We start from the raw sequence: 5,235 nt of genomic DNA on the forward strand, positions 1-5,235 counted from the left end.
CACCCCCACCCGCACGCGCGAGATCCACCTCGCCTCCCGCCCCCACGGCGCCCCGACGCCGGAGAACTTCCGCCTCACGGAGGTCGAGCTCCCCGAGCTCGCCGAGGGCCAGGTCCTCGTGCGCAACACCGTGATGTCCGTGGACCCGTACATGCGCGGCCGCATGAACGACGTCGAGTCCTACGTGCCCCCGTTCCAGCTCGATGCCCCGCTCGACGGCGGCGCGGTGGGCACCGTCCTCGCCTCACGCCACCCGGACGTGCCAGAGGGCGCGTCGGTGCTCCACGGCAGCGGCTGGCGCGAGCACGCCGTCCTCGACGGCGGCGCCGTCCAGGCCGTGGACACCTCCCGGTTCCCGGACAGCACCTACCTCGGCGCGCTGGGCATGACGGGCCTGACCGCCTACACCGGCCTCGTGCACGTGGCCGAGATCCAGGAGGGCGACGCCGTGTTCATCTCGGGCGCCGCCGGGGCCGTCGGCTCGATCGCCGGCCAGATCGCCCGCCTCCTGGGCGCCTCGCGCGTGATCGGCTCGGCGGGCACGCCCGAGAAGGTGGCGTGGGTGAAGGAGCTGGGCTTCGACGCCGCGTTCAACTACCACGACGGCTCGCCCACGGACCTGCTGGCCGAGGCCGCGCCGGAGGGGATCGACGTCTACTTCGACAACGTGGGCGGCGACCACCTCGAGGCGGCCATCGCAGCGATGCGGGTCGACGGCCGCGTGGCGATGTGCGGCGCGATCGCCCAGTACAACTCGACGGAGCCGCCGGCCGCCCCACGCAACCTCGCCCTGGCGATCGGCAAGCGCCTGACCCTGCGCGGCTTCGTCCTGCAGAAGTACGCGGCGCAGGTCCGTCCCGAGTTCCTCGAGCGCATGGGCCCGTGGGTCGCCGCCGGGAAGATCCAGTGGGATGAGACCGTCCGGGAGGGCCTGGAGAACGCACCCCAGGCGTTCATCGACCTGCTCGAGGGCGCCAACACGGGGAAGATGGTCGTCCGGCTGTGACGAGCGACGGCGCACTCGGGGGCGGCATGGCCACCTTCCGGCATCAGGGCCTGACCTTCGACGTCCGCGACGGCGGGCCGACCGAGGGGGAGGTGGTCCTGCTGCTGCACGGCTTCCCGCAGGACGCCACGTCCTGGAGGCACGTCGAGCCGCTGCTGCACGCCGCGGGGCTGCGCACCCTCGCCCCGGACCAGCGCGGCTACTCCCCGGGGGCCGCTCCGCGGTCGACGGCGGCCTACCGCCTCCCGGCGCTCGTGGGGGACGCCGTCTCGCTGGCGGACGCGGCGGGGGCGCGGCGCGTCCACGTCGTCGGCCATGACTGGGGCGGCGCCGTCGCCTGGGCGCTGGCCACCGCGCACCCCGAGCGCGTCGCGTCCCTGACCGTCCTGTCCACGCCGCACCCGGCCGCCCTGGCCCGCGCCCTGCGCCGCCCTGACCAGCTGCGCCGCAGCTGGTACATCGCCGCCTTCCAGGCACCGTCCCTCCCCGAACGGATCCTCGCGCGCCGGCTGGGCTCCCTGCTGCAGCGGGGACAGGTCCCCGGGGCGGAGCACTACGCCCGCCGGTTCTCCACCCCGCAGAGCCTGCGCGGCCCGCTGAACTGGTACCGCGCCAACACGGGTCTGGCCACCGCCCCGCTGACCGCGCCCGTGTCGGTCCCCACCACGTACGTGTGGGGCATCCGGGACGCGGCCCTGGGGCCGCGGGCCGCCGAGCTCACGGCCGGGCAGGTGGCGGGGGAGTACCGGTTCCTGAAGCTCGACGCGGACCACTGGCTGCCCGAGCGTGAGGCGGACGCCGTCGCCCGGGCGATCCTGGACCGGGTGCGCTGACCCGGGCTCGGCGCGCGGGCCGCTCCCGCCGTCTCAGCGCGGCCCGACGGCCTCGGTGATCCGGTTCAGCTGGTCCATGAGGGCCCGGCGCTCGGTGGCGTCCAGGGGGATCCGGGTGAGGGCGTCCGCCGGGACCGTCCGGGCGGACGCCCGCAGCGCCCGTCCCTCGTCCGTCAGCCGCACCAGCACGCGCCGCTCGTCCCGGGCGGAGCGCTCCCGCGTCACGAGCCCCATGCCGGCCAGGCGTCGCACCAGCGGCGTGATGGTGCCGTTGTCCATGCCGAGGCGGTCCCGCAGCTCGCCGACCCCCAGCGCCTCGGCGTCCGGCGCCGGCGGGTCCGTCTTGGCCGATGCCTCGCGGTCCACTTGCCACAGGGCGAGCATCACCAGGTACTGCGGGTAGGTGAGCCCGAGGTGGGCCAGCAGGGGGCCGTAGCCGCGCGTGACGGCGCGTGTGGCCCGGTGCAGGGCGAAGCAGAGCTGGTCCTCGAGGGCGAGGCTGGAGGTCGGCGTGGCATCCATGGGAGGCATCCTAGTGGTTGCGGCGGAGCGACTTGGTTGCGCACGACCTAACCAGATGGCAGGCTGGACCCGACCCGCCCCGCACAGGGCGGGAGGATGAAAGGACCCCTCATGGAGACCCTCTACACCGCCGAGGCGCTCAGCACCGGCGCCGGCCGCGACGGCCACGTCCGCACCACCGACGGGCGGATCGACCTCGACCTCGCCGTGCCCACCGAGATGGGCGGCTCCGGCCAGGGCACCAACCCCGAGCAGCTGTTCGCCGCCGGCTACGCCGCGTGCTTCCACTCGGCCCTGCAGATGGTCGCCCGCGCCTCCCGTGCCGACATCACCGACTCCTCCGTCGGCGCGCGCGTGGGCATCGGCCGCCAGGGTGAGGGCTTCGGCCTGGAGGTCACCCTCGAGGTCGTGCTGCCCCATGTCCCCGCGGACCAGGCCCGCGCCCTCATGGAGCAGGCGCATCAGGTGTGCCCCTATTCGAACGCCACCCGGGGCAACATCGACGTCGTCCTCGAGCTCGGGGAGGCGTGATGACGAAGCGCCGGCAGTCCGTCCCCCTCTCCCAGACCGCCGCCCGCCTCGGCCTCGGCGGGTTCATGACCGCCGCGGGGCTGTCCCACCTCACCGTGGCGCGCCGTGAGTTCCGCGCCCAGGTGCCCTCGTGGGTCCCGCTCCCGGCGGACCTCGTGGTGCTCGGATCCGGCGTGGCCGAGATCGGCCTCGGGGCCGCTCTGCTGGCGCTCCCCGGGCAGCGCCGCCTGACCGGCACCGCCCTGGCCGCCTTCTACACGGGGATCTACCCCGGGAACATCGGGCAGTACGCCGAGCGCAAGGACGGCTTCGGGCTGGACACGGACGGCCGCCGCCTGGCGCGGCTGTTCGGCCAGCCCGCCCTCATCGCGGCCGCCCTGTGGGCCGCGGGAATCCCCGAGCGGGAGCAGGGCGGGCGCCGCTGAGGCCGGCGTCCTCAGCCCGCCAGGTGCTCCAGCAGGGCCCGGGTGAACTCCTCGTGGTGCTGGAACACCCCGCCGTGACCGGAGTTCGGGTGGATCAGCAGCGTGCTGTCCGGGATGCGGCGGTGCATGTCCTCGGACCGGATGGAGGGGACCATGCGGTCGTCGTCGCCGTTGGCGATCAGCGTGGGCGCGGTGATCCGGGACAGGTCCTGGGGCTCCTGGCGGCCCCAGTGGCGGATCGCCGCGATCTGCCGGCGCAGCACCTCCAGCGTGGCGGGCTCGTCCCGGTCCATGACCCGCTCCCGCAGCCGCGCCAGGTAGTCGCGGGCCGCGGCCTTCCCCTCTGCAGTGCGGGGGAAGAACAGGAACTCCTTGGCATCGGTGCGTGCGAGCGCGCCGCGCAGCATGTCCGTGTACACATAGGCGCCGCCGGTCGACCGGTCGATGCCCTCCCCGCCCGCAGGCCCCGTGCCCCCGAGCACCAGGCGACGGACCAGCTCCGGAGCGTCGAGGGCGATCTGCTGCGCCACGAAGCCGCCCAGGGAGAAGCCCACGACGTCCGCGCGCTCGATGCCCAGCTCCCGCAGCATGGCCCGCGCGGTGTCCGCCATCTCCTGGACGGTGTCCGGGACGGTGCCGGTCGAGCCGCCCACGCCCTCGAGCTCGAGGGCGACCACGCGGTGCCGCTGCGCGAGGGCGTCGACGACGCGCGGGTCCCACTCGTCCAGCGTGGCGGCCAGGTGCGTCAACAGCACGACCGGCACGCCGTCGGTGCGGCCGAGCTCGCGCCAGGCGAGCAGTTCGCCGTCGACCTCGACGTGCCGGGTCGGGGCGGTGGCCCACGTGCGGGCGCGCTCGGGGCGCCACGGCCCCTCGGTCGGGTCCATGCTGACCAGGACCTTGCCCCGCGTGCCCCCGGCCAGCACCTGGTCGAGCGCCGACAGGGTGTCCGCGAACGGGACGACGCGGTCCACCACGGGCCGGACGACGCCGTCGTCCACCAGTCCGGCGAGGGTGCGCAGGGCGGCACCGTCGGGCTCGATGAAGAGGAACCGGTAGCGGACGTTCCGCCGTGCCGCCTGGCGGCGCAGCCGCGCGCTCAGGGCGGTGAGGGCCAGCTTGACGTGCCGGGGAGCGCCCGCCTGGTCCGCCAGTCCCGGGTCCGGGGTGCCGGCGATGCCGACCACGAGCCCGCCCGGCCGCACCACCTCGAAGGAGCGTGAGGTCGTCTCACCGCCCTGCGTGTCCAGCACGAGGTCGACGGGGGAGCCGGTGAGCCGGGCCACGAAGTCCTCGGTGCGGTAGTCGACTACCTCGTGCGCGCCGAGCCCGCGGACGAACTCCGCGTTCCGGCCGGAGACGGTCGCGATCACGGTCGCGCCCAGGTGGCGCGCGAGCTGCGCGCGGCGCACCTGGGGTGAGCGGGGCCGGCCCCAGGGCCTCCACCATCCCCACGGTCCCCGTCTCCTGCGGCTGCCTCCTCTTCGACGAGGCTGGGCGGCTGCTCATCCTCTAGCCCACCGACAAGAAGGGCTGGACCATCCCCGGCGGGATCATGGTGGACGACGGCGAGACCCCGTGCGAGGGGTGTCGCCGCGAGGTGTGGGAGGAGACGGGGCTGGAGGTCTCCGCCGGCCGGCTCGTCGCCGTCGACACCCGCCCCAGCAAGACCGACGGCCGCCTCGGTCTGCGGTTTCCCTTCCGCGCCGCCGCGCCGCTGACGGCCGACGACGTCGCCGCCATCCGCCTGCAGGAGAGCGAGGCCTCCGAGCACCGGTTCGTGACGCGCAAACAGGCCCGGAAGCTGCTGCGCCCGGCGATCTCCCGCCGCGTCGACGCCGCGTGGGACGCCGCACACTGCGTCTACCTGGAGGACGGCCGCCCCGTGCCCGGCGTCGGCGAGGCCCGTCCCCGCTGA

6 protein-coding genes and 1 pseudogene are annotated in these 5,235 nt (G+C 74.9%); 5 read left to right on the forward strand and 2 right to left on the reverse strand.

The window, feature by feature from the left end; genetic code table 11:
* The coding region (locus Q4D18_RS10900; protein ID WP_303128300.1) for an NADP-dependent oxidoreductase at positions 1-1,006 on the forward strand (1,006 nt) is incomplete at its 5' end.
* A gap of 26 nt (positions 1,007-1,032) precedes the next feature.
* Positions 1,033-1,839 carry an alpha/beta fold hydrolase gene (locus Q4D18_RS10905; RefSeq protein WP_303128301.1) on the forward strand — a complete coding sequence of 269 codons (807 nt, stop codon included), beginning with the start codon at positions 1,033-1,035 and terminating at the stop codon, positions 1,837-1,839.
* 33 nt (positions 1,840-1,872) lie between these two features.
* On the opposite strand, the gene Q4D18_RS10910 is transcribed toward Q4D18_RS10905, so the two are convergent.
* The gene (locus Q4D18_RS10910) at positions 1,873-2,361 is read right to left on the reverse strand and encodes a MarR family winged helix-turn-helix transcriptional regulator (protein WP_303128302.1); all 489 of its coding nucleotides are present in this window, start codon (positions 2,359-2,361) and stop codon (positions 1,873-1,875) included.
* Between the two features lie 111 nt (positions 2,362-2,472).
* Here Q4D18_RS10910 and Q4D18_RS10915 point away from each other — a divergent pair, with 111 nt between their 5' ends.
* Both Q4D18_RS10915 and Q4D18_RS10920 read left to right on the forward strand, forming a co-directional pair.
* Positions 2,473-2,892, forward strand: a complete 420-nt coding sequence (locus Q4D18_RS10915) for an organic hydroperoxide resistance protein (protein ID WP_303128303.1) — start codon at positions 2,473-2,475, stop codon at positions 2,890-2,892.
* A complete protein-coding gene (locus Q4D18_RS10920) occupies positions 2,892-3,317 on the forward strand; it encodes a hypothetical protein (RefSeq protein WP_303128309.1) in 426 nt (141 codons plus the stop codon). Before Q4D18_RS10915 ends, Q4D18_RS10920 begins: the two co-directional genes overlap by 1 nt.
* A gap of 11 nt (positions 3,318-3,328) precedes the next feature.
* On the opposite strand, the gene Q4D18_RS10925 is transcribed toward Q4D18_RS10920, so the two are convergent.
* Complete coding sequence (locus Q4D18_RS10925; protein WP_303128311.1) at positions 3,329-4,729, reverse strand: alpha/beta fold hydrolase; 1,401 nt, start codon at positions 4,727-4,729, stop codon at positions 3,329-3,331.
* Between the two features lie 125 nt (positions 4,730-4,854).
* Here Q4D18_RS10925 and Q4D18_RS10930 point away from each other — a divergent pair.
* Positions 4,855-5,235: pseudogene (locus tag Q4D18_RS10930) on the forward strand (NUDIX domain-containing protein); the annotation flags it as partial.

The organism is Micrococcus sp. (assembly GCF_030523875.1).
Taxonomy (GTDB): Bacteria; Actinomycetota; Actinomycetes; order Actinomycetales; family Micrococcaceae; genus Micrococcus.